Source organism: Mitsuaria sp. CC2 (assembly GCF_048957715.1).
In the GTDB taxonomy this organism is placed as follows: Bacteria; Pseudomonadota; Gammaproteobacteria; order Burkholderiales; family Burkholderiaceae_C; genus Roseateles.
In genome coordinates this window covers 46,785-69,069 of the sequence record NZ_JARVXN010000034.1, presented here as the reverse complement: position 1 = coordinate 69,069, position 22,285 = coordinate 46,785, and the positions used below count along the sequence as shown (strand labels likewise).

The following is a 22,285-nucleotide window of genomic DNA, read 5'->3' as shown; positions in this document are numbered from 1 at the left end:
TCCGCTTCCCAAGGCCGACATCAAGGACAGGCGCCGCGCTTGCCGCAGCGGCGCAGCGCTACCGCCCTCCGGAGGTCTCGATGTTCATGACCGGCCAGTCCCGTTTCCATGTCGCGCATTCCGACGCGCAGGCCAATCTGCGCTTCGCGCTGGCGCGATTGAGCACCGACTGGCGCGGCCTCGACCCGTTCGGGCTCGAGATCCTGCTGCGCCATCTGATGATGGCCGAGCACCGCTGCATGCCGCATCCGAGCGTGCTGCGCGAGCGTCCGACCAACCGCTGGCTCTTGCCGCGGCTGCGGCGCCGGCGGATCGAAGTGGCGGAACGCCTCGTGGCCGTCGGGGGCCGGGTCAGCCATGCGGCGCTGGCGCGCGTGCTGCCGCGCGGACATGACTGGCCGGGCATCTCCGCGCTGGTCGGCCGCCATGCCTGGGATCCGGTCGAGGGCCGGCAGCCGCGCCCTCACCGACCCGTCGTCGACGAGCCGGCCGTCCCGCGTGCGAGCAGCAGTGCGCGGGCCACTTCCGCGAAGCCCTCGCCGCGCTCGGTCGCGGTGACGTAGGTCGGCGGGTGATCCAGCATCGGCAGGAAACGCGCGATGTTGGCCACCCCCACCGACAGCGGCATGCGTTCGAACATCAGTTGATCGTTCGTCGAATCGCCGACATACACCCACTCGGCGGGATCGAAGTCCAGGCCCGTCAGCCGCTTCACCGCCCAGGTCGCGGCGGTCCACTTGCTGTGGTCGCCGATCCAGCCGTTGACGTGGATCGAACTGACCGTCGCCACCAGGCCGTGGGCGCGCATCCGGTCGCAGACGGCGGCGATCGCGTCGTAGTCCAGCGCCGTGAACTCGCTGTGGTCGACGGCGATGTCGGTCAGCCGGCCTCCGCTGTCGCGGGCGAGCACGGCGCCGGGCACCGTCGCGACGATCTCCCGCGCGCAGGCCTGCAGCCGCGCGAGGTTCCGCGCGCGCATCGCGTCGTCCTGTGCGAATTCGGTCGACAGCCGTTTCCCGTCCCGGTGCAGGAGCACGCCGCCGTTCTCCGCGACGATCCCCCGGACGGGCCACGCCATCGCAAAGGCCTCGCTCCAGCCGGCGGGACGCCCGGTGATCGCAATGACCGGCACGTCCGCCGCCTGCAGCTCCCGCAACGCCTCCAGCGCCGCCGGGGCGATCGCGCCCTCCTCCGTCAGGGTGTCGTCGATGTCCGTCAGCACCCCGCGCAGGGGGCGCCAGGCCGTGACGGGACAGCCGCTGAGAGGGGGAATCGTTCGCATGGGGGGCGATTGTGGGCCCGAACATGACTACAATCCGGCCCTGTTCCGAGGAGCGTTGCGACCTCCCATCCCATGGAGGCCAGGCTCGGAACCGCCGCGCGGCGACACGCCCGCGGCAATGGCAACCGCGCTCACCCGTCGACCCTTCGCAGGCCGGGTGAGGACCGAGCGGCAAATGCCCCAGCAATTGCCCTCCGCACTTCTCCCCATGCCCTGATCGCTGGCGTCGACGGCCCTTCCTCGCAGGAGTCCGCATGAACGCCCAACTGAAGCCGCTGGCCCAAGACCAGTACCTGATCAAAGACCTGTCGCTGGCCGACTGGGGCCGCAAGGAAATCAAGATCGCCGAGAGCGAGATGCCCGCGCTGATGGCCATCCGCGAGGAATACGCCGCCGCGCAGCCGCTCAAGGGCGCGCGCATCACCGGCTCGCTGCACATGACGATCCAGACCGCCGTGCTGGTCGAGACGCTGCAGGCGCTGGGCGCGGAAGTCCGCTGGGCGTCGTGCAACATCTTCTCGACGCAGGACCACGCCGCCGCCGCGCTGGTTGCCGCAGGCACCCCCGTCTTCGCCTACAAGGGCGAGACGCTGGAAGACTACTGGGACTACACGCACCGCATCTTCGACTTCGGCGCCAAGGGGACCGCGGGCGAAGGCCCCAACATGATCCTGGACGACGGCGGCGACGCGACGCTGCTGATGCACCTGGGCCAGAAGGCCGAGAAGGACCTGTCGGTCCTGGCCAATCCGGGCAGCGAGGAAGAGCGCATCCTGTTCGCCGCGATCAAGAAGAAGGTCGCCGAGGACGCCACCTGGTACACCCGCAAGAGCGCCGAGATCATCGGCGTCACGGAAGAGACGACCACGGGCGTGCATCGCCTGAAGGAAATGTCGGCCAAGGGCACGCTGCTGTTCCGCGCGATCAACGTCAACGACTCGGTCACCAAGAGCAAGTTCGACAACCTGTACGGCTGCCGCGAGTCGCTGGTGGACGGCATCAAGCGCGCCACCGACGTGATGATCGCCGGCAAGATCGCCGTGATCGCCGGTTATGGCGACGTGGGCAAGGGCTCCGCGCAGGCGATGCGCGCGCTGTCGGCGCAGGTGTGGGTCACCGAGATCGATCCGATCTGCGCGCTGCAGGCCGCGATGGAAGGCTTCCGCGTCGTGACGATGGAATATGCCGCCGACAAGGCCGACATCTTCGTCACCACGACCGGCAACAAGGGCGTGATCCGCCATGAGCACATGGCCGCGATGAAGCACAACGCCATCGTCTGCAACATCGGCCACTTCGACAACGAGATCGACATCGCGTCGATCGAGAAGTACGAGTGGGAAGAGATCAAGCCGCAGGTGGACCACGTGATCTTCCCCGACGGCAAACGCATCATCCTGCTGGCCAAGGGCCGCCTGGTGAACCTGGGCTGCGGCACGGGCCACCCGAGCTACGTGATGTCGTCGAGCTTCGCCAACCAGACGATCGCCCAGATCGAGCTCTTCGCCCACAAGGACGCCTACGCCGTCGGCCAGGTCTACGTGCTGCCCAAGCACCTGGACGAGCACGTCGCCCGGCTGCAGCTGAAGACGCTGAACGCGCAGCTCAGCGAGCTGACGGACGAGCAGGCCGCCTACATCGGCGTGTCGAAGTCGGGCCCGTACAAGCCCGACACCTACCGTTATTGATTGACCGACCCGAGACCCGACCATGCGTGCTGACCAGCTGCTTCTCTCCCTTGGCCTGGCGCCCACGCGCTCGGCCGCCCAGCGGCTGATCAACGCGCGTGCGGTCGAGTGGGAAGGCCCCAAGGGCTGGACCGTCGTGCGCAAGTGCGGCGAGGACCTGCCCGACACCACCCCCCTGCGCGTGACGGACGACGCCGAGCTGCGTTACGTCTCGCGCGGCGGGCTCAAGCTCGAAGGCGCGTTGGCCAAGGTCGGCGTGTCGGTGGCGGGCCTCACGGCGCTGGACATGGGCCAGAGCGCGGGCGGCTTCACCGACGTGCTGCTCAAGGCGGGCGCGGCGCACGTGACCGGCATCGATGTCGGCCACAGCCAGCTGCACGAGACCTTGAAGGCGGACCCGCGCGTGACCGCCCATGAAGGCATGCACGTGAAGGACTACGTCCCGACCGAGCCCTTCGATCTGGTCGTGGGCGACCTGAGCTTCATCTCGATGATCGGCACGCTCAAGCACGTGGTCGGCTGGCTCAAGCCGCAAGGCCAGGCCCTGCTGCTGATCAAGCCGCAGTACGAGCTGGGCCCGAAGGCCTTGAACAAGAACGGCATCGTCAAGGACAAGGCGCAATACGTCGTGCTCAAGGAGCAGGCCGTGGCGGCCGCTGAGAAGCGCGACCTCGTCGTCAAGGGCTGGTTCGAAAGCCCCGTCACCGGCGGCGACGGCAACACCGAATTTTTCATCTGGGTTCAGAAACCATGACGACGCCTGTCAGCATCGAATTCTTCCCGCCCAACACGCCCGTCGGCACCGAGAAGCTGAAGACCGTCGTGCAGGAGCTGCGCGCGGTGGATCCGCAGTACTTCAGCGTCACCTACGGCGCGGGCGGATCGACGCGCGAGAAGACGCTGTCGACCGTCGCGGACATCGCCTCGTCCGGTTTCGAGGCGGCGCCTCACCTGTCCTGCGTGGGCTCGACGCGCGAGAACATCGCGGAGATCCTCGCGACCTACCGCGCGCAGAACATCCGGCGCGTTGTCGCGCTGCGCGGCGACCTGCCCAGCGGGACGGCGACGGCGGGCGAGTTCCGTTACGCGGCCGAGCTGGTGCGCTTCATCCGCGAGACGCAAGGCGCGGACTGGGACATCGAGGTGGCCGCCTATCCCGAGTACCACCCGCAGCAGCGCTACGCGGCGCGCGACCTGCAGTTCTTCGCGGACAAGGTGCGCGCCGGCGCCAGCGGCGCGATCACGCAGTTCTTCTACAACCCCGATGCCTACTTCCATTTCGTCGACGCGACGCGGGCGATCGGCGTGGACGTCCCGATCGTGCCGGGCATCATGCCGATCAACAACTTCGCACGCATCGCGCAGTTCGCGCAGCGCGACGGCATCGAGATCCCGCGCTGGGTCGCGCTGAAGATGGAAGGCTACATGGACGACGCCGCCTCGGTGCGCGCCTTCGGCCTGGACGTCGTCACGCGGCTGTGCGAACGCCTGATCGCCGGCGGCGTGCCGGGGCTGCATTTCTATTCGCTCAACCAGAGCGCGCTCACGCTGGCGTTGTGTGAACGCCTCGGTCTCGCCACGAAAGCTTGATAAGGCGCAAGCGCTTCGCGCCGGCGCGGGGAACCGCACCGGTTCGCCGCCGTTCCTTGTGAACGGTCAAGGTTCTCACGGAGCGGTCCGCGTTCAATCCCGGTCATCCCATTGACCAGGAGTGACCGCATGTCCCGCATCCTTTCCGTCTCCGGCGCCCGCCCCGCCTTCTTCCGTCCGTCGATCGCCGTCGGCGTCGCGCTCGCCGCGCTCGCCACCGCGATGGCACCGTCGGCTCATGCGCAGAGCAGCCCGTGGGTCTTCCGCGCCCGCGCGGTGAACATCGACCCTGCAGAGAAGGACCACACCGGCCTGGGTCTGTCCCTGAGCCGCAAGACCATCCCCGAAGTCGATTTCAGCTATTTCATGGCGCCGAACTGGGCCGCCGAACTGGTCCTGACGGTGCCGCAGCGTCACAAGCTCTACAGCAACGGCCAGCGCATCGGCTCGGTGAAGCACCTGCCGCCGACGCTGACGCTGCAGTACCACTTCAACCCGGAAGGCGGCTTCCGCCCTTACCTGGGCGCGGGCCTGAACTACACGCGCTTTTCCGGCGTCCACTTCGAGCCTGCCGTGCAGGCCGCGCTCGAGCCGACGATCACGAAGAACAGCGTCGGCCTGGCGGCGCAGGCGGGCTTCGACGTGATGCTCGACAAGCAGTGGTCGATCAACGTCGACGTGAAGAAGATCCAGATGGACACCGAGGTTCGCTCCAAGGGAACGAACGTCGGCAAGTTCAAGATCGATCCGCTGCTGGTGGGCGTGGGCGTCGGTTACCGGTTCTGATCAGCCTGGCTCAGATCAAGGCCGCGAACGCATCCCGGGTGAGGTTCTCCGGCGCGCCTGTCTCGCGGCAGGCGACGTCGTCCTCGATGCGGACGCCGCCGAAGGCGCTCAGGTGCCTGACCAGCGGCCAGTCCACGTTTGCCGCGGCGGGCGTGGCGCGCAGCTTGTCCAGCAGCATCGGGATGAAGTACAGCCCCGGCTCGATCGTCACGACCATGCCGGGCTGCAGCACGCGCGTCAGACGCAGGTACGGGTGACCGTCCGGCTTGGCGATCGTGCCGCCGTCTTCGCCGGCCATGAAGCCGCCGATGTCGTGGACCTGCAGTCCCAGCAGGTGGCCGATGCCGTGCGGCAGGAAGGTCGAGGTCACGCCTTGCGCGAGCATCGCCTCCTCGTCCATCTTCACGATGCCCAGCTGGCGCAGCACCCCGGCAGTCTCGCGGTGCGAGGCCAGGTGGATGTCGCGGTAGTCGACGCCGGCGCGCACGCGGTCGACCAGCCGCAGCTGCGCCGCTTCCATGGCATCGATCAGCGCCTGGAAGGTCGCGTCGCCGTTGCCGGTCGTGCGGGTGATGTCCGATGCGTAGCCGCCGCTGTGCGCGCCCGCATCCACCAGCAGCGACAGCGATTGCGCCGGGGCCAGCTGGTCCTGGTATTGGTAATGCAGCACCGCCGCGTGCTCGTTGAGCGCGACGATGTTGCCGTAGGGCAGGTCGCGCTCGGCGAAGCCGCAGGCGTCGAGGTAGGCGTTGTGGATCGCCGCCTCGGACAGGCCCTCGCGGAAGGCGCGCTGCGACGCGAGGTGCGCCTTCGCGCCCAGCGCCGACGCCTCGCGCAGACGCAGCAGTTCGTAGCCGGTCTTCGCGGCCCGCGCGTAGTGCAAGGGGTTCAACACCTCGGGCGGGTTGTTCGGGACGATGTCGCCCAGCGCCGCGTCCGCCTCGCCGACGATCGCCAGCGTGCCGGGCACTTGCAGATAGGGCAGCGCCTCTTCCGCCTTGCGGACGATGATCAGCTCGAAGTGGTCGACCCAGAAGCCGCTCGGCGCCTCGGGCGGCACGTGCCAGTAGTCCTCGGGCTGCACGTAGACGAGGCGCGGCTTGTGCCCGGGGCGGATCACCAGCCAGCTGTCCGGATGACGGAGCAGCGGCACCCACAGCTTGAAATGCGGATTCGGCTGGAAGACATAGGGGCGATCGTCGAGGAAGGCGAACTTCTCGATGCCCGACGCGATCAGCAGCGCATCGAATCCGCCGCGCTGCAACGCGTGGTCGGTGCGGCGCTGCTGTTCCGCGAGGTGGTCGGCGTAGAGAGCATTCAGGGCGTTCAGGGCGTGGGGATCGGCGGAGCTCATGGGCGCGGATTCTCCCAGACGACCCCCATCTCGGTCAGCATCGCATCGAGCCGCACGTCGTTCGGCTGGGCGGTCAGCGTCGGCTGGAAGCCGTGGCTGAAACCGACGCCGACGACCACCGGCCTGGGCTGGATCTGCGCGATCGTGCGCAGCATGAAGCCGCCGCCGTAGCCCATGCGGATGCCGCCCGGGCCGTAGCCGAGACAAGGCAGGATCAGCAGCTCCGGATCGAAGGCCTCGGTGTCCTTGGGCTTGGTGATGCCGGTGGCGTCCTCTTCCATCGGGCAGCCCGGATACCAGACGTGGAAGCGCAGCCGCCCTTCCTCGCGATCGACGACCGGCAGGCCGATGCGGCGGTCGCCGTCGACCTCGCTCCAGCGGTACAACGCCGGCAGCGGATCGAATTCGCCCTTGATGGGCCAGTAGGCCGCGATGCGCTTTTCCTTGCGCCCGACCAGCCAGACGCGCAGCACGCTCTGCACCACGTCGGCGAGCTCCAGGCGGCCCGGCAGGTCCAGGCGCTCGCGGATCAGGCGCTCGCGCAGCGCCTGGCGGTCTTCGGAGATCGGCAGCTTGTCGTTCGGATCCATCCAGCCCATTCGCCTTCCCTCACGGACCCGGCGGGCCCTGGTGCGGACCATTGTGGCCGCCTCGCGGACACGACGCCAGTTTCCTGGCGCTGAACTAGAGTCGCCCTCATGGCACGAGGCACCACCACCACCGGCACCGTCCGCCGCGTCACCGGCGCGGGCGCGGACTTCGCGAATCACTGCATGGAGTTGCTGGCCCCGCTCGGGCCGGTGCTGGCCCGGCGGATGTTCGGAGGCTTCGGGCTGTACGTGGACGGCCTTTTCCTGGCCATCATCAGCCGCGACGAGCTCTACCTGAAGGCGGACGCCGTCAGCCAGTCCCGCTACGGGGACGCCGGCTGCGAGCCGTTCCGGTACTCGAAGAGCGGCAAGGACGGGCGACAGGAAGTCGCCAGCCTGAATTACTTCCGGCCGCCGGAGGAGGCGCTGGAATCCCCTGCGCTGATGCTGCCCTGGGGGCGGCTGGCGATGGCGTCGGCCTTGCGCTCCGCCAACGCGAAGCCGAAGGCCAGGACGCCGAAGAAGAGCGCCGGCACCAGCGCCGAGCCGAGCACCGTCACGAAGGAGAAACCGGCCAAGGCGCTGAAGGGCGTCACGACGGCGTCTCCGGCGGTCAGGCGTTCGCCAGGCGGTGGCCGAACAGCTGCCCGAAAGAAGGCAGGCGGCTGACGACGCGGCGCGCCAGCGGATTGGCGCAGGCCTGCGGCGGCACCATCAGCTGGAAGCGGGCGGTCGGCCAGGCTTCGACGACGAGTTCCGTGCCGCTGCCGACTTCCAGCGTTTCGCCGGCCGACAGCCAGAAGTCCTGCGCGGGCAGGTTCAGGTCGCCGCGCTGCGTCACCCAGACGCGACCGTCGAGCACATGCAGTTCACGACGGCCCGGGCCGATCGGCAGGCTCATGGCCTCGCCCGCGGACAAGGTCCATGCGGCGTCGTCGCGGCTGACCTGGATTGATGACTTTTGCATGACATTCATGATCGACTCCCCGCCCCTCGCACAGCGCGCCTGACGGCGGCCTTCCTCGTGGGCATGGTGAGATATTAGGGTTGACCCGCAGGATGGTCCAATGAGTCTTGCGACGTCGATTGATACCATTCACGCATGAATCCGCTCAAGAATCCCGCCCGTCACCGTCCGCTCGCCGTCGGTCCGCTGCGGGCCTTCGAGGCGGTCGCCCGGCGGCTGAGCTTCAGCGCCGCGGCTGAGGAACTCTTCCTGACGCAGTCCGCCGTCAGCCGCCAGATCCGGTCGCTGGAGGAGGAACTGGGCGCGACGCTGTTCAAGCGCGGCACCCGGCATGTGGAGCTGGCACCGGACGGGAAGCTCCTGCTCGCGGTCGTGGAGCCGATGCTGGAGCGGCTGGACAGCACCGTGCGTCAGATCCGCACGACGCGCGGCCGGCGCGTCGTCAACGTGACGACCTTCGCCTCCTTTGCATCGCTGTGGCTGATCCCCCGGCTGGAGGCCTTCCAGCGGGAGCATCCCGACATGGACATCCGCGTGTCGGCGCTGGATCAGCTCGTCGAGATCGACGACAGCGAGTTCGACGTGGCGCTGCGCTATGCCGCGCCGAACCGGGTGGCGTCGTCGGCGCGACGCATGTTCGGCGAGATGCTGACGCCGGTGGTGAACCCGTGGGTGGCCAAGCAGGCCCAGGAGGGCCAGGGCCCGCCGTTGAGCCAGGCGGCCGACCTGCGCCAGTACACGCTGGCAGAGGAAGACGACCAGCGTCCGAGCGGCTTGTTCCTGAGCTGGCGGCGCTGGCTGGCGCTGCACGGCGCGCCGGACCTGCAGCCGCGTCGATGGATGTACCTCAACTTCACCTACCAGCAGATCCAGGCGGCGGTGTCCGGACAGGCGGTGGCGCTGGCGCGGCTGCCGATGATCTACGAGGCGCTGGAGCGCGGCGAACTCGTGGAGCCCTTCGGCGAAGCCGGCCGCACCGATTGCCCGACGGTGTACTGGCTCATGATGTCGGAGCATGGCCGGCAGCGGCCTGAGGTCGTCGAGTTCGCGCAATGGATCGGCGAGCAGGCCAAGCTCACGCGCCGAGCGATCGGCGAGCCGGATCCGCCGGTGGATGAGAACTCGGGCTGAGCAACAGGGCTGCCGCACTGCCACCGCGGCTCGTCTTGGCCCCCCTCCCGCAGTGCGGGAGAGGGGCTGATGCCGGCCGGACTGGCGGTCAGGGGGCGATGAGTTCGCGCTCCGTCAGCACCACGGTCAGTGCCTGGTCGTGCGGCTGCACTTCGAAGGCCGCTTCGCAGCAGCGCCATCCCAGGCCGATCGTCGTGACCCCGGGATGCGCCTCGATCCAGCGGTCGAAATACCCGCCGCCGTAGCCCAGCCGGAAGCCCTCCCGCGTGTAGCCCAGGCAGGGCACCAGCAGCACGTCCGGCACCAGCACCGGCCCGCTCGAGCTCGGGATCCCGCATTCGTCCTTCACCGTCGGTTCCTGCCCGTCCCAGCGGCGGAAATCCATCGAGGCGGGTCCCCGATCGCCGGCTTTACGCGCGAAGGGCAGCGCCAATTGCATTTCCCCCCCGAGCTTGTGGGTCGAGGCCCAGGCCGCTGCGTTAAATTCACCCTCCAGGGGCCAATAGAGGCCGAGGGTCAGCGGCTCCAGCTGACGCAGCAACGGCAGCAGCTGCTCGCCCAGCTGGTCAGACGCGAGACGCGCCTCGGCGCCGGCCCACCATTCACGGCGGCGCGCCAGCAAGGCGCGGCGCAATTCGCTTCGCTCATGGGGCCAGGTCTTGCCGGTCATACCGGCGGCTTCTGGAGCCGTGGGGGAGTCACTCATCGCAGGTCGGCATGAAGTTCGCTCGGATCACTGTAACCGCCCTCGCCTCCGCCACCGTGACCGTCTCGGCCACCGTCGGCACCCTGGGGGGCCTGGGCGCCCTCGGCCTGGCCATGGGCATGGCCGCCGTCACGGCGACGCCCGCCCTCGCGCAATCGACCACGGCCTTCAACGTCGTGCCCAACGCCCTGCCGCCGCTGCCGGACCTGGTCACCGACGCCCGCGAGGCCTGGCGCGTCCGGGACCGCTCCCGCCTGGCCGCGATGCGCCAGGCCGCCTTCGACCAGCAGCATCCGCTCGCGCCCTGGTTCGACTACTGGGAGCTGAATGCCCGGCTGTCGGAAGCCCAGCAGCCCGAACTCAACGCGTTCTACGCCCGCTGGCCGGGCGCCTACGTCGAGGACCGGCTGCGCAACGACTGGCTGCTGGAGCTGGGGCATCGCCGCGACTGGGCCAACTTCCGCCGCGACCACGCCGCCTACAAGATGCAGGACGACCGCGAGGTCGCCTGCTACGCGCTGCTGGCCGATCCGCCGGGGCGCGACCTCCGGGACGCGGCCCGCGCCGCCTGGTTCGCGCAACGCGACGCGGACGAGGGCTGCAACATGCTGGCGACCACGCTGCACGAGAACGGCCAGTTCAAGGACTCGGACGTCTGGCGCAAGCTGCGCCTGGTGGTCGAGACCAACAAGCCGCGCGCGGTGAAGCAGGCTGGAGCATTGCTGACCAAGCCCGACCAGGACGCGCTGGCCGAGCTGATGGACAAGCCGGACCGCTACCTGAAGCGCAAGGCCGCGGCCTCGCCGCGCGCCAAGGCCGAACTGACGATGCTGGCGCTGATGCGTCTGCTGGCGACGGATTACGACAAGGCCGACGACGACGTGCGCCGTTGGGCGGCCAAGCTGCCCAACGACCTGTCCGCCTGGCTCTGGGCCCAGTACGGCAGACAGGCCGCGCTGCGGCTCAAGGACGAGGCCAACGAGCATTTCGATCGCGCGGTGAAGCTGCAGGCCAAACTCGGCCCGGTCGAATGGAGCGACGAGACGATCGCCTGGATGGCGCGCGCCGCGCTGCGCGGCGATGCGGGCGCGAGCCGGCCTGATCAGCTGATGTCGGCGATCGCGCTGATGAAGCCGTCGGACCAGAAGGACGTCACCTGGCAGTACTGGCGGGCGAAGGCGCAGCAGCAGCTGGCGGCCAACGGCCCCGCCGGCGACGCCCAGCGCCGCGAATCGCAGGAGACGCTGCGCGCGATCGCCTCGCCGCTGAACTTCTACGGCAAGCTCGCCGCCGACGAATTGAAGCTGCGCCTGCCGTTGCCGCCGACGCCCGCGGACCTCACCGCGCCGGAGCGCGCGCAGGCGCTGGCGAATCCCGGCATCCAGCGCGCGCTGATGCTGTTGGCCGTCGGCCTGCGCAGCGAGGGCCAGCGGGAATGGAACTTCAGCCTGCGCGGCCTGTCGGATCGCGAGCTGCTGTCGGTGGCGCAGGCCGCCTGCGAGCGCGAACTCTGGGAGCGCTGCATCCAGACCAGCGAGCGGACCAGGACCGAGATCGACCTCGCCCAGCGCTTCCCGATGCCCTTCCGGGCGGACGTGTTCAAGCAGTCGACGGCGATGGGCCTGGATCCGGCCTACGTCTACGGGCTGATCCGGCAGGAGTCGCGCTTCATGATGGATGCGCGTTCGCACGTGGGCGCCGGCGGCCTGATGCAGGTGATGCCGGCGACGGCGAAGTGGACCGCCAGGAAGTTGGGTGTCGACTTCAAGCCCGACATGCTGCACGACCGCGACACCAACCTGCGCCTGGGCACCGGCTACCTGAAGCTGGTGATGGACAGCTTCGAGGGCTCGCAGGCGATGGCCGCGGCGGCGTACAACGCGGGCCCGAACCGGCCGCGCCGCTGGCGCGACGGTCCGCAGCTCGACGCCGCGATCTGGACCGAGAACATCCCCATCTGGGAGACCCGCGATTACGTGCGCAAGGTGCTGTCCAACGCGACGATCTACGCGCAGCTGATGGGCCGCGAGACCGGCATCGTGCTGCGCGACCGGCTCGGCCGGGTCATCGGTCCGGCGGCTGCCTCGGCGCCGGACATCCCGGCGAACGGCACGAACTGACCCCCGGGAGGCGCCTGAGCGCGCCCCTCCACACAGAGAGATCTCCACATGCAGCTGATCATCGGCAACAAGAACTACTCGTCCTGGTCGATGCGCCCGTGGGTGCTGATGAAGGCGCTCGGCATCGATTTCCAGGAGCGCAAGCTGCGCTTCGACTTCACGCCCGATTCGGCCTTCTACCGCGAGATCGGTGCGGTGACGCCGGCCGGCAAGGTGCCGGTGCTGGTCGACGACGGGCTGGCGGTCTGGGACTCGCTGGCGATCGTCGAGTACCTCGCCGACCGTTTCCCCGACAAGGCCGTCTGGCCCAGGGACGCGCGTCAGCGTGCGCGGGCACGTTGTCTCTGCGCGGAGATGCACAGCGGCTTCGGCCAGTTGCGCAGCCATTGCATGATGAACATCGATGCGGAGCTGGCGACCGTCGGGGCGCGGCTGCTGCAGGCCGAGGCCGGCCTGCGCAAGGACCTCGCCCGCATCGTGGAACTGTGGACCGACGCGCTGACGCAGAGCGGCGGCCCGTTCCTGTTCGGAGAGTTCGGTGCGGCCGATGCCTTCTTCGCGCCGGTCGTGATGCGGGTGACGCGCTACGGGCTGCCGTTGCCGGCGTCGCTGAAGGCCTACACGGACGCAGTGCAGGCGGCGCCTGGGGTGCGCGACTGGATCGCGGATGCGATGGCGGAGAAGGACTTCCTCGACTTCGAGGAGCCCTATCGGGACATCAGCGGTCCGGTGCCGGTGTTGAAGTCCTGAAATGAAAAACCGCCTTCCGTTGCCTGTGCGGGCAGGCGGCGGAAAGCGGCGAGGTGGGCCGGCGCGAAATCAGTTATCGCGGCGGCGACGCACCATGAATCCTGCGGCGAGAAGACCGCCGAGCATCATGGCTTGGTTCGTGGGCTCAGAGACGAACGACGGCACGACGGTGTCCGCGCCCTCTTGTTCGTTGACATCGGCCAGCTGCGCGGGGGCGGGCTGGCTCTGCCGGGTGAAACTGGTGTCAGCGGCGACGTGCACGGCGTTCGTGTCCGGCGCTTGCTGCTCCTGCGCTTGGGCGGCGAGACCAATTCCGCCCAGCAGGAGGAGAAGAACAGACTTCATCAAAATACTCCCTACTGCTATGCCGGCCTGCCTGACTACAACGTCTCTCTCGGTAGTTGGCCTGTTCGAACAGGCACTGGTGTGCAGGGGCATTGGTGAATATACGGATAGAGAGACTACTTGAGGTATCCCCTTAATCAGGGATGCTGCGCCGCAACATGAGTGATCAGATGTATCTCGTCGGAGGCGCCGTCCGGGACGCGCTCCTGGGGCTGCCCGTGCAGGACCGCGACTGGGTGGTGGTCGGGGCCACGCCCAAGTCCTTGATCGATAAGGGATTTACTCCTGTCGGCAAGGATTTCCCCGTGTTCCTGGACCCCGTGACCCATGAAGAGGTGGCATTGGCCCGGACCGAGCGGAAGACCGCCGCCGGGTACCACGGCTTCCAGTTCCACACGGATCCGGATGTCACCCTTGAGCAGGACCTGGCGCGCCGCGACTTGACAATCAACGCCATGGCCCAGGCGGGGGACGGGACGATCGTCGACCCGTATGGCGGCCGGCGCGATCTGGAGGCCCGGGTCCTGCGTCATGTGTCGGACGCTTTCGCGGAGGATCCGGTCCGGATCCTCCGGCTGGCGCGTTTCGCGGCACGCTTCGGCGACTTCACGGTGGCGCCGGAGACGATGGCGCTGATGCGCCAGATGGTCGCCGCCGGCGAAGCCGACGCGCTGGTCGCCGAGCGCGTCTGGCAGGAGATCGCCCGCGGCCTGATGGAGCGCCACCCGGCGCGGATGATCGAGATCCTGCGCGACAGCGGCGCGCTGGCGCGCATCGCGCCGGAGCTGGAACGGCTGTTCGGCGTGCCTCAGCCCGAGGCGCACCACCCGGAGATCGACACCGGCGTCCACGTGCTGCTGGTGCTGGAGGAATGCGCGCGTGTCGAGGCACCGCTGCCGGTGCGCTACGCCTCGCTGTGCCACGACCTCGGCAAAGGCACGACGCCGGAGGAGGAATGGCCGCGTCACCTGAAGCATGAATCACGCGGCGTCGAGCTGGCGGCGGCGCTGTCACAGCGCTGGCGGGTACCGTCGGACTGCAAGGAGCTGTCGGAGCTGGTCGCGCGCGAACACACGCACGTGCACCAGAGCCTGGATTTCAGCGCCGAGGCGCGCCTGCGCCTGATCGAGCGCAGCGACGCGCTGCGCCGGCCGGAGCGCTTCGCGCAGCTGCTGCTGGCCTGCGAGTGCGACGCCCGTGGCCGCACTGGCTTGCACGACCGCCCCTATCCGCAGCGTCCCGCCTTGCTGCACGACCTGCGTGCGGTGCAGTCGGTCGATCAGGCGGCGATCTCCGCCGCCGCGCTGGCGGCGGGCAAGAAGGGCCCGGCCATCGGCCAGGCGATCCACGAGGCCCGCAAGGCCGCGCTCAGGGCGTGTGAGGGCGATCGACCGCGCTGAGGTCCAGGCGATTCATACTCTGGAAGGATGCCGCGGCTTCAGTCTGAGGGGCGGCCTGCGAAGCGTCGGGCTGCGACGGCATATCGGTGGGATCGATCACACCTTCCAGATAGTTCGAGTAACGCTCATGCAGATGCTTGAGCGCTGCGCCCTTGTCGGCCTGGTAGGCCAGCCGTTCCTGAAAGAACTGCATACGCGCGCGGTTGTCGTCCAACACCTGGGCCCAGGTCTTGACGTAGATCGAGGCATTCGCGTTCTTGAGAATGAGCCCTGTCGCGGTGTTCTCTCCGATCGTGTACTGGCCGATCGCGTCGACGTCATCGCTGATGACCCAGAACACCCACCTCGTGTTGATGTTCCGGAACCGCTCATCAGCGGCGACCGATGCGGCATAGCCTACGATCTGCCCGATTTCGTTGCCGCCGATCTTGACGTTGGGGGCCTTGAGTTCCACGACCAGATGGGTCAGATCATTGACGCGATGGCGTCGGATCTGCCTTGAGAGCATCAGATCGACGAATCCGCGCGTCTGGGACACGTGCTTGACCGGCGCGTCGATCACGATGTCATCGCCCAGCAGCGACTTGTGCTTGCGCAGCACCTCCGTCAGCGACAGGTCATCGACCGAGAGGTGGAACTCCTCACCGAAGATCCAGGGATTCTTGGCAAGGATCCGATGGAGTTGCGACCGCTCCTTCAACCGTTGCTTCGGCCCTTTGTCGAAGAGAATCGCTTCCAGGCCGTCCAGGAACTTCAGCCGATCGGAGATGACTTTCGTCCCGTTGATGATCGAGGAGAGCGAGCCCTCTCGCAGCAGTTCGGCAAGCACTTCTTGCTGTCGAGGGGGGAGGTTCAGGACCTCCGTCAGGATCAGTTGAAGATCCTCGGGGCCCTTCTCGATGGCCTGACGAAGCATCCGCAGGTGGAGGGCCTTGCTCTTCGACGGCGCGTCTTCGAAGTCCGGAAGATGGCGGGCGACATTGAGGGCGACGATGTCGAAAACCTGTCGCTCAATCAACTCGAGCGGAGTCGCCGGTTCATCGTCGGGGAACGGATAGATCTTCTCCGCCTTCCATTCGGCGACGAAGCTGCGAGCTTCTTGCGCCGCGATCGTGCGGAAGTGGCTCCTGCTCAGATCGAACGGCGGACGTCCGGCGATCCTCGACTGAACCTCGATTCGAAATTCCTCTTGCTGCATGGCACCTCGCTTCATTCGCTGCTTCGCGCCGGTGCGGCGCATGCGACTGGAGCGATGATTGAACAACGCCCGCGAGGACTCGAACGCCTTCGGGACCTGCGGCTAACTGATGTCAGTCATGCCCGTTTGAATTCCCACCAACATGGGTCACTCTCGCTGTCGCTCGGCGCTCACAACGTATGCGACCGATCCCCCGCGCTGAACCCCAGCGAGTCGAACTCATCGCCCGGTGCGAAGCCGATGACCTTGAACAGCTCGCCCATTTCGTGCTCCGCGATGAGCCGGTGCGCCATGCCGCGCTGCGCGAGGTCGGCGCCGCTCATCAGGTCGACCAGGCCGCAGTTGATCAGGAAGTTGGCCTGGCTCGTGTAGCCCAGCACCCTCAGCCCCGCGTCCTGCCCCGCCAGCGCGATGCCGGTGAAGTTCACATGCGACGTGATGTCCTTCTGCCCGGGCAGGGTCAGTGGATCGGGGTCGGCGCGGTGCAGGTGGTGGCACATCAAGGTGCCGCCGGTGCGCTGCGGGTGGTAGTACTCCGACTCCGAGAAACCGTAGTCGATGAAGAACGCCGCGCCGCGCTTGAGGCACTCCGCGAGGGTGCGCACGAAGGCCTCGGCCTGCGGATGCACCTCGGTCACCGTGCCGGGCACGAAGCCGACATCGTGCTCCGGCGGCGTCGGCGGGCGCGCCTCGCCGGGCCGGTCGTCGAAAGACAGCGCACCCTGCTCATCCATCGTCACGCCGCGCTGCAGCCAGTGCTGGCCGTCCCAGCGCAGCAGCTCGACAGGAATCGCGTCCAGCAGCTCGTTGGCGACCAGCACGCCGTGGATCTCGTCGGGCCAGCGGTCCAGCCACTCGACCCGAGGCGCGAAGCGCGCGAGCCGCTCCGCCTGGCGCTCGCGCAGCGAGCCCGACAGATCGACGATGAAGTACTTCGAGACCGGCGTCCCCGACGCGTCCAGCGTCTCCAGCAGCTGCGCCGCCAGCGCGCCGCTGCCGGCGCCGAACTCGATCACCGTGTCGGTGCCGCTGACCGCCAGCGCCTGCGCGACCTGCTTCGCCAGCGCGCGGCCGAACAGCGGCGACAGTTCCGGCGCCGTCACGAAGTCCGAGCCCTGCTGGGGCATCGTGCCGAACTTGCGGCGCGCGTTGGCGTAATAACCCACGCCGGGCGCGTACAGCGCCAGGCTCATGTAGCGGTCGAAAGGCAGCCAGCCGCCCGCGGCGGCGAGTGCCTCGCGCAGCAGCGCAGTCATGGCCGGATCGGTCGCAGGGGTCGATGCGCCGGGCTCGGCCGGACGGGAAGCGCCACGCGGCGCGGACGCCGCGCCGTTCAGGCGGGCGGAATCAGGTGTCTTTGAGGTCATGTATCGATTCCGGGAAGCGTCGGTTGGCCGCGGTCGGCCAGCCAGGCTTCGAATTCTTCGGCGGGCATCGCCGGCGCGATCACCTCGCCCTGCAGTTCGTCGCAGCCCCACTCGGCCAGCAGGTGCCATTGCCGCGCGTTGCGCACGCCTTCGGCGCCGACGCGCATGCCCAGCCCCTTGGCCATCTGCACCATGGCGCGCGTGATGGCGGCCGCGCCGCGATCGTCCGGCAGCACCGCGACGAAACTCTGGTCGATCTTGAGCTTGTCCAGCGGCAGCCGGATCAACTGGTTCAGCGCCGTGTAGCCGGTGCCGAAATCATCGATCGAGATCGCCAGCCCCTGCGACCGCAAGGTCTGCAGCAGTTCGGGCAGGCGGTCGATCTCCTCGGTGAGCATGCGCTCGGTGAGTTCCAGTTCCAGCCACTCGCCGGGCACGCCCGCCGTCTTCAACACGTGGGCCACCGACTTCGAGAAGCTGGCCAGCCGGAACTGCATGCTCGACAGGTTCACCGCGATCGGGATCGCGGCAATGCCGCGTTCGTGCCAGGTGCGCGTCTGCCGAGCGGCTTCGTACATGACCCACTCACCCAGCGGCAGCATCAGGCGGTGACGCTCGGCCACGACGATGAAGGCGTCGGGCGTCAGCAGCCCTCGCTCCGGATGGCGCCAGCGCAGCAGCGCCTCGGCACCCACCAGTTCGCCGGTGCGCGCGTCGACCTGCGGTTGATAGAAGAGCACGAACTGGTCGGCCGTCAGCGCCTGCGCCAGTTCGGTCTCGAGCACCAGGTCCGCGTAGGCGTTCTCGGCCATCGCGTGCTCGAAGAAGCGGTAGGTCGCGCGTCCCGCGGTCTTCGCGAGGTACATCGCGGTGTCGGCGTGCTGCAGCAGTTCCTCGGGCGAGTCGCCGTGCTCCGGGTACATCGCCACGCCGATCGACGGCGTCACCGACAGGTCGCGCCCGTCCGCCTGCACCGGCACCTCGACGACGCTGAGCAGCGCGTTCAGCACCGTCTGCACGTCCTTGCGCTGGTGCACGTCGTCGAGCAGCACGACGAACTCGTCGCCGCCGAAGCGCGCCACCAGGTCGCTGCCGCGCAGCCCGCCGCGCAGGCGCTCGGAGACCGTGCGCAGCACGCGGTCGCCTTCCAGGTGACCCAGCGAATCGTTGACCCGCTTGAAGTTGTCGAGGTCGATGAACAGCAGCGCGGCGCGGCGCGCGTTGCCCAGGGCGAGCCGCTCGCGCAGCCGCTCCATGAAGGTCGAGCGGTTCAGCAGCCCCGTCAGCGGATCGTGCTGCGCGAGGTGCTGGATGCGCGCCAGCGCCTCCAGGTGCGGGCGCAGGTCGCGGACGATCGTCATCCGCAGCCGCTCGCCGTTGCGCCACAGGGTCCGCACGATGAATTCGACATCGATGCGCTCACCGCTGCGATGCAGGATCGCGGTCGCGTACCGCGTCTCCTTGCCGCTCATCATCACGTCGCGCACCGTGTCGACCTGGTCCGGCGCGATCATCGACAGCGCCGACCGCCCCACCAGTTCCTCAAGCGCGTAGCCCACCAGCTCGCACAGCGGCGGGTTGACGTCGGTCATCACGCCGTCGCGATGGAAGACGATGCCCTCCATCGACGCCTGCATGAACTTGCCCATGCGCTCCTCGGAGTCGCGCGCGGCCAGTTCCGCCTCGCGGAAGCGCGTGATGTCGGAGATCAGCACGAAGCTGGACTGCACCTCGTCCGCGCCGGGCGGCACGTAGGGAATGAGGTTGACCTCGATCCAGCGCGGGCTGCCGTCGCGGCGCTCCAGGCGGCGCTCGTAGCTGACGCTGACGCGGTCGCGCAGCACCCGCTGCACGTGGGGCTCGATCTCCTGCGAGGCCTCCTCGCCGATGATCTGCGCGAAGGTGCGGCCGAGCACGCTGACCTCGTCCAGACCGAAGCTGCGCGCGTACTGTCGGTTGGCGAAGCGGCAGGTGCGGGTGGCGGCGTCGAAGACCGCGATCAGCACCGGCACGTTGTCCGCCAGCAGGCGGAACTGCGCGGCCTGGTCCTCGGCCGAGGGCGCCGGCGTAGCCGGCGGCAGAGGCGGCACCGGCGCGTTCATTCAGTCGGTCCCGGCCGGCGCGGCGCCGTCCTCGCGCAGAGGCGACTCCTCCAGCGTCTTCAGCGCCAGGCAGAGGTCCTCCCACGCGCGCGCCTTGTCCGGCAGGTTGCGCAGCAGGTAGGCGGGGTGATAGGTGACCACCAGCGGCACGCCCTGATAGCGATGGACGCGCCCGCGCAACTTGCCGATCGGCTCCTGGCTGCGCAACAGCTGCTGCACCGCGAAGCGGCCCATCGCCAGGATGATGCGCGGCTGGATCAGCTCGATCTGGCGCTGCAGGAAGGGCTCGCACTGCGCGAGTTCCGACGGGTCCGGATTGCGGTTGCGCGGCGGCCGGCACTTCAGCGTGTTGGCGATGTAGACCTGACGTTCCGGCGGGCCTTCGCCGCGGCCCAGGCCGACCGCGCGCAGCATGCTGTCGAGCAGCTTGCCGGCGGCGCCGACGAAGGGCTCGCCCTGCAGATCCTCCTGCTCGCCCGGCGCTTCGCCGACGACCATCCAGTGCGCGCGTTCGTTGCCGACGCCGAACACGGTGTTCTTGCGCGACTCGCACAGGCTGCAGGCGCGGCACGCGGCGACCTCGTCGCGCAGGCCGGGCCAGTCCAGTCGGGTGATGGTTTCGCGCGCCACGCCGCGGGCCTGGGCGAGCGCGGCATCGACCGCGGCCGCCGCGGTCACGGGAGCAACCGCACGCGCCGGGGCCGGCGCGGCGATCGGGGGTCTTGCCGGCGCGGCCACCACGCGAGGCGTCGCGGGCGGCGCGGGCGCTTCGGCGACGGCCACGTCCGACTCGATCAACGGCGTCTCGACCACCGCGGGCGTCCACAGCTTGAGGCCCATCGCCTCCAGCATCGCGCGTTGACGTTCGTTCCAGCTCATGCGGCGGGCTCCGTCAGGCGCAAGGTCATGAGGACCGCGTCCTCGCGACCGTCCGCGCCGGGGTAGTAGCCGCGACGCAGGCCGCTCTGCACGAAGCCGTAGCGCTCGTACAGCCGGCGCGCGCGGACGTTGCTCTCGCGGACCTCCAGCCACACCTGGTGGCAGCCGCGCGCCCGCGCCAGCAGGCCCAGCGCGTCGAGCATGCGCCGCGCCAGCCCCTGCCCTTGCCGCTCCGGCGTCACGGTGATGTTGAGCAGGTGCATCTCGTCGATCACCTGCATGGCGAGAAAGTAGCCGCACAGACGCGCCTGTTCGTCGCGCATGACGAAACCGGCGTAGCCCGCGGCCATCGAATCGATGAAGTTGCCGCGCGTCCAGGGATGACTGTAGGAGACGGCTTCGATCGCCATCACCTCGTCGAGGTCGAGCGCGCGCAGGGGCTGCAGCGACTGCAGCGACGGCGGCCAGGCCAGATCGCGGGGTTGGGCGCTCATCTCGTCGTCGCTCCCTTGGCTGCCTCTCGCTCGGCGGTCGTCAGCGCCACCTTGTCGCGCACGTACAGCGGCAGCGCGTTGGCGGCGTCTTCCGCCAGACCCGCATCGAAGGCCTGCCGCGCGAGCGCACCCAGCGCGCGGGCGCGCGAGGCGGTCGCGGGGAAGCGGCGGGCGTTGCCGGTATCCAGTTCGAAGGCGCCCAGCGCGGAGCCGGCGACGATGGTCGGCGGCTCCTCGCGCCACAGCACCTGCAGCGGGTCGAGGTCGGTCAGCAGCGGCTCGACGACCGTGGTCCAGCGCGCGCCGTTCCAGCGATAGCGGCCGAGGTAGATCTGGTTCATGCGGGCGTCCATGGCGACCCACACGTCGAGCGAGGCATCGCCCGGATTGCCTGGATCACCTGCAGCGAGCAGCTGCTGGCGCACGTCTTCGGCGACCAGCATCAGGCTGTCCAGCGCCAGCACCGGCTTGCCCGCGCCGAACGCCAGGCCCTGCGCCACCGAGCACGCCGTACGCAGTCCCGTGAACGCACCGGGGCCGCGGCCGAAGCCGACGGCGTCGACGGCGGCCAGCGCCAGGCCGGCCTGCTTCAGCAGCGCCATCACATCGGGGACCAGACGCTGGGAGGCCAACGCCCCGCCATCGGCGTCCACAAAAGCATCATGGCCCTGGCCCACGAGGGCCAGAGCCATGTGTTCGGTCGAGCTATCCAGGGCCAGCAACACGCTCATGTCTGAAGTGTAGTGGCCCGGGACCTCGCGGAGCGGGGAGATCCCCCGACCCCGTGAGGCCCGATGCCGGTCGGTCGTCCGATCGGACGTCCGATCAGAACGAGTAACCCAGCGACAGCGTGTACACCACCGGACGGAAGTTGATGTCCGTGTGCAGCTCTTCCACGCCGTCCTTGGTCGTCGTGTACGAGCGCATCTTGCTGCGCACGTCCGCGTAGGCGACCGTCGCGTTCAGCGACCACTGCTTCGTGTAGGCCACGGTGAAGCCCGCGTGGGCGGCGAGGCCCCACGAGTTCTCCAGGGTGATGCGGGTCGGGCCGCCGCTGATCGCGTCGCCGGTGGGCGTGCTGCGCTTCTTCTCGAAGTAGGTGTAGTTCACACCCGCGCCGACGAAGGGGTGGAACTTCGGGATCCATTCGCCGAGGTGGTAGTTCACGAACACCGTCGGCGGCATCTGGCGCACGACCGCGATCTGGCCGGCGTTGGCGAGCACGCCGTTGCCGTAGATCTTGTGCGACGGCGGGATGCCCAGCGCGATCTCGCCGCTCCAGCGCGGCGCGAAGCGGTAGGTGTAGCCGAAGCCCGTGGTGGTCGCGTCACCGACGCGGATCTGCGCGCCCGGCGCCGGGAACTGCTTGCTGCCGCCTTCCAGCGGCGCGGCCTTGCTGTTCACGTCGATGTGCGCCAGGCCCAGGTAGACCGTGTGCGTGCCGACCGCCGGCTCCTCGGCGCGGGCGGCGCCCGCCAGCGCCATCAGCGAGGCGGCCAGGATGAGGGTGATGTTCTTCTTCATGAATGATGTCTC

At 68.7% G+C, this 22,285-nt stretch carries 23 protein-coding genes and 1 riboswitch; of the genes, 10 read left to right on the top strand and 13 right to left on the bottom strand.

Annotated elements, in window-relative coordinates:
- Nucleotides 1–80: 80 nt before the first annotated feature.
- On the top strand, nucleotides 81–563 hold the full coding sequence (locus tag PV762_RS23290) for a hypothetical protein (RefSeq protein ID WP_421037369.1): 483 nt from the start codon (nucleotides 81–83) through the stop codon (nucleotides 561–563).
- Here the strand turns inward: PV762_RS23290 and PV762_RS23285 are convergent.
- Entirely contained in the window at nucleotides 464–1,282 is an 819-nt protein-coding gene (locus tag PV762_RS23285) for an HAD family hydrolase (RefSeq protein ID WP_421037368.1), read from the bottom strand. The genes PV762_RS23290 and PV762_RS23285 overlap by 100 nt on opposite strands.
- A 41-nt stretch (nucleotides 1,283–1,323) precedes the next feature.
- A riboswitch (S-adenosyl-L-homocysteine riboswitch) is annotated at nucleotides 1,324–1,422 on the top strand.
- A 114-nt stretch (nucleotides 1,423–1,536) separates the two neighbouring features.
- On the opposite strand from PV762_RS23285, the gene ahcY reads away from it, so the two are divergent.
- The 4 genes from ahcY (at nucleotide 1,537) to PV762_RS23265 (ending at nucleotide 5,346) form a co-directional block, all read left to right on the top strand.
- On the top strand, nucleotides 1,537–2,970 hold the full coding sequence (gene ahcY / locus PV762_RS23280) for an adenosylhomocysteinase (RefSeq protein WP_421037367.1): 1,434 nt from the start codon (nucleotides 1,537–1,539) through the stop codon (nucleotides 2,968–2,970).
- Nucleotides 2,971–2,992: 22 nt separating this feature from the next.
- Complete coding sequence (locus PV762_RS23275; RefSeq protein WP_421037366.1) at nucleotides 2,993–3,724, top strand: TlyA family RNA methyltransferase; 732 nt, start codon at nucleotides 2,993–2,995, stop codon at nucleotides 3,722–3,724.
- Nucleotides 3,721–4,560: a methylenetetrahydrofolate reductase [NAD(P)H] gene (gene metF / locus PV762_RS23270; protein ID WP_421037365.1), complete on the top strand. Its 840-nt coding sequence runs from the start codon at nucleotides 3,721–3,723 to the stop codon at nucleotides 4,558–4,560. Before PV762_RS23275 ends, metF begins: the two co-directional genes overlap by 4 nt.
- A 129-nt stretch (nucleotides 4,561–4,689) precedes the next feature.
- Complete coding sequence (locus PV762_RS23265; RefSeq protein ID WP_421037364.1) at nucleotides 4,690–5,346, top strand: OmpW/AlkL family protein; 657 nt, start codon at nucleotides 4,690–4,692, stop codon at nucleotides 5,344–5,346.
- Nucleotides 5,347–5,356: 10 nt separating this feature from the next.
- Here PV762_RS23265 and pepQ read toward each other — a convergent pair whose 3' ends face one another.
- Nucleotides 5,357–6,700, bottom strand: a complete 1,344-nt coding sequence (gene pepQ, locus PV762_RS23260; RefSeq protein WP_421037363.1) for a Xaa-Pro dipeptidase — start codon at nucleotides 6,698–6,700, stop codon at nucleotides 5,357–5,359.
- Nucleotides 6,697–7,290, bottom strand: a complete 594-nt coding sequence (locus tag PV762_RS23255) for a 5-formyltetrahydrofolate cyclo-ligase (RefSeq protein ID WP_421037362.1) — start codon at nucleotides 7,288–7,290, stop codon at nucleotides 6,697–6,699. Before PV762_RS23255 ends, pepQ begins: the two co-directional genes overlap by 4 nt.
- A gap of 108 nt (nucleotides 7,291–7,398) precedes the next feature.
- On the opposite strand from PV762_RS23255, the gene PV762_RS23250 reads away from it, so the two are divergent.
- Nucleotides 7,399–7,959 (top strand): TfoX/Sxy family protein, encoded by a 561-nt coding sequence (locus PV762_RS23250; protein ID WP_421037360.1) that lies wholly within the window; start codon nucleotides 7,399–7,401, stop codon nucleotides 7,957–7,959.
- Here the strand turns inward: PV762_RS23250 and PV762_RS23245 are convergent.
- On the bottom strand, nucleotides 7,904–8,266 hold the full coding sequence (locus PV762_RS23245; RefSeq protein ID WP_421037359.1) for a DUF2917 domain-containing protein: 363 nt from the start codon (nucleotides 8,264–8,266) through the stop codon (nucleotides 7,904–7,906). The genes PV762_RS23250 and PV762_RS23245 overlap by 56 nt on opposite strands.
- Before the next feature lie 126 nt (nucleotides 8,267–8,392).
- Here PV762_RS23245 and PV762_RS23240 point away from each other — a divergent pair, with 126 nt between their 5' ends.
- Nucleotides 8,393–9,388 carry a LysR family transcriptional regulator gene (locus tag PV762_RS23240; RefSeq protein WP_421037358.1) on the top strand — a complete coding sequence of 332 codons (996 nt, stop codon included), beginning with the start codon at nucleotides 8,393–8,395 and terminating at the stop codon, nucleotides 9,386–9,388.
- An 88-nt stretch (nucleotides 9,389–9,476) separates the two neighbouring features.
- On the opposite strand, the gene PV762_RS23235 is transcribed toward PV762_RS23240, so the two are convergent.
- Nucleotides 9,477–10,058 (bottom strand): 5-formyltetrahydrofolate cyclo-ligase, encoded by a 582-nt coding sequence (locus tag PV762_RS23235; RefSeq protein WP_421037357.1) that lies wholly within the window; start codon nucleotides 10,056–10,058, stop codon nucleotides 9,477–9,479.
- A gap of 47 nt (nucleotides 10,059–10,105) precedes the next feature.
- Between PV762_RS23235 and PV762_RS23230 the strand changes: the two genes are divergently transcribed.
- A complete protein-coding gene (locus tag PV762_RS23230) occupies nucleotides 10,106–12,214 on the top strand; it encodes a transglycosylase SLT domain-containing protein (RefSeq protein ID WP_421037356.1) in 2,109 nt (702 codons plus the stop codon).
- Between the two features lie 48 nt (nucleotides 12,215–12,262).
- On the top strand, nucleotides 12,263–12,964 hold the full coding sequence (locus PV762_RS23225; RefSeq protein WP_421037355.1) for a glutathione S-transferase family protein: 702 nt from the start codon (nucleotides 12,263–12,265) through the stop codon (nucleotides 12,962–12,964).
- 69 nt (nucleotides 12,965–13,033) lie between these two features.
- On the opposite strand, the gene PV762_RS23220 is transcribed toward PV762_RS23225, so the two are convergent.
- Nucleotides 13,034–13,309 carry a hypothetical protein gene (locus PV762_RS23220; protein WP_421037354.1) on the bottom strand — a complete coding sequence of 92 codons (276 nt, stop codon included), beginning with the start codon at nucleotides 13,307–13,309 and terminating at the stop codon, nucleotides 13,034–13,036.
- A 170-nt stretch (nucleotides 13,310–13,479) separates the two neighbouring features.
- Here PV762_RS23220 and PV762_RS23215 point away from each other — a divergent pair, with 170 nt between their 5' ends.
- Nucleotides 13,480–14,709: a multifunctional CCA addition/repair protein gene (locus tag PV762_RS23215; RefSeq protein ID WP_421037353.1), complete on the top strand. Its 1,230-nt coding sequence runs from the start codon at nucleotides 13,480–13,482 to the stop codon at nucleotides 14,707–14,709.
- Here the strand turns inward: PV762_RS23215 and PV762_RS23210 are convergent.
- From PV762_RS23210 to PV762_RS23180, 7 genes are all read right to left on the bottom strand, one after another.
- Nucleotides 14,678–15,907, bottom strand: a complete 1,230-nt coding sequence (locus PV762_RS23210) for a histidine kinase (RefSeq protein ID WP_421037352.1) — start codon at nucleotides 15,905–15,907, stop codon at nucleotides 14,678–14,680. The genes PV762_RS23215 and PV762_RS23210 overlap by 32 nt on opposite strands.
- Nucleotides 15,908–16,077: 170 nt before the next feature.
- On the bottom strand, nucleotides 16,078–17,274 hold the full coding sequence (locus tag PV762_RS23205; protein ID WP_421037351.1) for a class I SAM-dependent methyltransferase: 1,197 nt from the start codon (nucleotides 17,272–17,274) through the stop codon (nucleotides 16,078–16,080).
- Complete coding sequence (locus PV762_RS23200; RefSeq protein WP_421037350.1) at nucleotides 17,271–19,376, bottom strand: putative bifunctional diguanylate cyclase/phosphodiesterase; 2,106 nt, start codon at nucleotides 19,374–19,376, stop codon at nucleotides 17,271–17,273. The genes PV762_RS23205 and PV762_RS23200 overlap by 4 nt, the downstream gene beginning before the upstream one ends.
- Nucleotides 19,377–20,255, bottom strand: coding sequence for a uracil-DNA glycosylase (locus PV762_RS23195; protein WP_421037349.1), 879 nt, complete (start codon nucleotides 20,253–20,255; stop codon nucleotides 19,377–19,379). It lies immediately after the preceding gene.
- On the bottom strand, nucleotides 20,252–20,749 hold the full coding sequence (rimI, locus tag PV762_RS23190; RefSeq protein ID WP_421037348.1) for a ribosomal protein S18-alanine N-acetyltransferase: 498 nt from the start codon (nucleotides 20,747–20,749) through the stop codon (nucleotides 20,252–20,254). Before rimI ends, PV762_RS23195 begins: the two co-directional genes overlap by 4 nt.
- Complete coding sequence (tsaB, locus tag PV762_RS23185) at nucleotides 20,746–21,480, bottom strand: tRNA (adenosine(37)-N6)-threonylcarbamoyltransferase complex dimerization subunit type 1 TsaB (protein ID WP_421037347.1); 735 nt, start codon at nucleotides 21,478–21,480, stop codon at nucleotides 20,746–20,748. The genes rimI and tsaB overlap by 4 nt, the downstream gene beginning before the upstream one ends.
- 94 nt (nucleotides 21,481–21,574) lie before the next feature.
- Entirely contained in the window at nucleotides 21,575–22,273 is a 699-nt protein-coding gene (locus PV762_RS23180; protein ID WP_421037346.1) for an OmpW/AlkL family protein, read from the bottom strand.
- Nucleotides 22,274–22,285: the final 12 nt, after the last annotated feature.

What these genes read in the sequence shown, in the direction of transcription:
- PV762_RS23200 (WP_421037350.1), bottom strand. Translation starts at nt 19,376, where the DNA reads ATGAACGCGCCGGTGCCGCCTCTGCCGCCGGCTACGCCGGCGCCCTCG.
- tsaB (WP_421037347.1), bottom strand. Translation starts at nt 21,480, where the DNA reads ATGAGCGTGTTGCTGGCCCTGGATAGCTCGACCGAACACATGGCTCTG.
- metF (WP_421037365.1), top strand. Translation starts at nt 3,721, where the DNA reads ATGACGACGCCTGTCAGCATCGAATTCTTCCCGCCCAACACGCCCGTC.
- PV762_RS23250 (WP_421037360.1), top strand. Translation starts at nt 7,399, where the DNA reads ATGGCACGAGGCACCACCACCACCGGCACCGTCCGCCGCGTCACCGGC.
- PV762_RS23210 (WP_421037352.1), bottom strand. Translation starts at nt 15,907, where the DNA reads ATGCAGCAAGAGGAATTTCGAATCGAGGTTCAGTCGAGGATCGCCGGA.
- ahcY (WP_421037367.1), top strand. Translation starts at nt 1,537, where the DNA reads ATGAACGCCCAACTGAAGCCGCTGGCCCAAGACCAGTACCTGATCAAA.
- PV762_RS23265 (WP_421037364.1), top strand. Translation starts at nt 4,690, where the DNA reads ATGTCCCGCATCCTTTCCGTCTCCGGCGCCCGCCCCGCCTTCTTCCGT.
- PV762_RS23275 (WP_421037366.1), top strand. Translation starts at nt 2,993, where the DNA reads ATGCGTGCTGACCAGCTGCTTCTCTCCCTTGGCCTGGCGCCCACGCGC.
- PV762_RS23225 (WP_421037355.1), top strand. Translation starts at nt 12,263, where the DNA reads ATGCAGCTGATCATCGGCAACAAGAACTACTCGTCCTGGTCGATGCGC.
- PV762_RS23285 (WP_421037368.1), bottom strand. Translation starts at nt 1,282, where the DNA reads ATGCGAACGATTCCCCCTCTCAGCGGCTGTCCCGTCACGGCCTGGCGC.
- PV762_RS23195 (WP_421037349.1), bottom strand. Translation starts at nt 20,255, where the DNA reads ATGAGCTGGAACGAACGTCAACGCGCGATGCTGGAGGCGATGGGCCTC.
- PV762_RS23235 (WP_421037357.1), bottom strand. Translation starts at nt 10,058, where the DNA reads ATGACCGGCAAGACCTGGCCCCATGAGCGAAGCGAATTGCGCCGCGCC.
- PV762_RS23180 (WP_421037346.1), bottom strand. Translation starts at nt 22,273, where the DNA reads ATGAAGAAGAACATCACCCTCATCCTGGCCGCCTCGCTGATGGCGCTG.
- PV762_RS23240 (WP_421037358.1), top strand. Translation starts at nt 8,393, where the DNA reads ATGAATCCGCTCAAGAATCCCGCCCGTCACCGTCCGCTCGCCGTCGGT.
- PV762_RS23205 (WP_421037351.1), bottom strand. Translation starts at nt 17,274, where the DNA reads ATGACCTCAAAGACACCTGATTCCGCCCGCCTGAACGGCGCGGCGTCC.
- PV762_RS23230 (WP_421037356.1), top strand. Translation starts at nt 10,106, where the DNA reads ATGAAGTTCGCTCGGATCACTGTAACCGCCCTCGCCTCCGCCACCGTG.
- PV762_RS23255 (WP_421037362.1), bottom strand. Translation starts at nt 7,290, where the DNA reads ATGGATCCGAACGACAAGCTGCCGATCTCCGAAGACCGCCAGGCGCTG.
- PV762_RS23290 (WP_421037369.1), top strand. Translation starts at nt 81, where the DNA reads ATGTTCATGACCGGCCAGTCCCGTTTCCATGTCGCGCATTCCGACGCG.
- PV762_RS23220 (WP_421037354.1), bottom strand. Translation starts at nt 13,309, where the DNA reads ATGAAGTCTGTTCTTCTCCTCCTGCTGGGCGGAATTGGTCTCGCCGCC.
- PV762_RS23245 (WP_421037359.1), bottom strand. Translation starts at nt 8,266, where the DNA reads ATGAATGTCATGCAAAAGTCATCAATCCAGGTCAGCCGCGACGACGCC.
- rimI (WP_421037348.1), bottom strand. Translation starts at nt 20,749, where the DNA reads ATGAGCGCCCAACCCCGCGATCTGGCCTGGCCGCCGTCGCTGCAGTCG.
- PV762_RS23215 (WP_421037353.1), top strand. Translation starts at nt 13,480, where the DNA reads ATGTATCTCGTCGGAGGCGCCGTCCGGGACGCGCTCCTGGGGCTGCCC.
- pepQ (WP_421037363.1), bottom strand. Translation starts at nt 6,700, where the DNA reads ATGAGCTCCGCCGATCCCCACGCCCTGAACGCCCTGAATGCTCTCTAC.